General features: G+C 64.3%; 1 protein-coding gene. It reads left to right on the top strand.

The annotated features are described in order from the left end of the window. The coding region (locus AB0H42_RS35875; RefSeq protein WP_357064362.1) for a condensation domain-containing protein at positions 1-1,092 on the top strand (1,092 nt) is incomplete at both ends.

Below are 1,092 nucleotides of genomic sequence, written 5' to 3'. Positions count from 1 at the left end.
CTGTTACGTTACGATCCAAAGCGCACGCCGCCATTGCAACGCATCGATCTGCAAACGCACGACGATCCCTGGCAGGCGGCGCAAAACCTGATGCGCGAAGATATCGCGCAGCGCCGGGCGCTGCACAGCGAACCGTTAGCTGCAGCCTGGCTGCTCAAGCTGGGGCCGGAGCGCTACCTCTGGTACGTGCGTGCGCACCATATTCTGGTTGATGGCTTCGGCATGGCCCTGATCGAACACCGCTGCGCCGCGTTATATGCGCACTATCTGGGTGAGGGCAGCGCAGGTATGCCTCTGGGCGCCTTCGACGTCTTTCAACAGGCCGAGCTGGCCTACGCTGATTCTGAGCGATGCGAGCGCGATCGGCGCTTTTGGCAGACCTATCTGCCGCCGTCGCAGGTGCTGCCGACGGTGCGCAAGGGCGGTGAGGCCTATGGCGTACGGCGTCTGAGCACCCACCACCGGCTGCCAGCGGCGGTGTCGCACTCTCTGGCGCAGTTGGCGGAGCGTAGCGGCATCAATTGGCCCGACTTGCTGGTGGCGCTGTCGGCGGCCTGGCTGTTTCAGGTGATGCCGCGCTGTGCCCGGCAAGGCGATACGCTGCCGATGTGGATGCCGGCGATGAATCGCCGTGGGCAGGCAGCCACTAACGTGCCTTCGCTGGCGGTCAACACTCTGCCGCTGCTGGTGTCACCGCCGCAAGCGGAGACGCTGGGGAGCTTTCTCACCACGCTGACGCAGCAGCTGCGGGAGCTGCGCAGCCACGCCGGCTACCGTCTGCGCCAATTGGCCGCCGATCGCGGTGTGGATCCGGGCTCGCGCTTCTTTATTTCCCCCTTCATCAACGTGCAACCCTTCGATGCGCCTCGTTTTACTGGCTGTCGCGGTACCCGCAGCGTATTGGCCGGCGGCTCGGGCGACGGTTTTAACCTGACGTATCGCGGCCGCACCGACGCCCGCGATCTGCAGGTGGATATCGATATTTATCTGGAACAGTTCCCGACGGAGGATGCGTTGGACTATGGCGAGGCGCTGCAAGAATTTCTGTTGCGTGCGCTGCAGCAGGAAGCCTGGGAGCAACCGCTGGCGGCC

The organism is Nocardia sp. NPDC050799, from assembly GCF_040654015.1.
GTDB lineage: Bacteria > Actinomycetota > Actinomycetes > Mycobacteriales > Mycobacteriaceae > Nocardia.
This window is presented reverse-complemented; position numbering and strand designations above follow the sequence as displayed.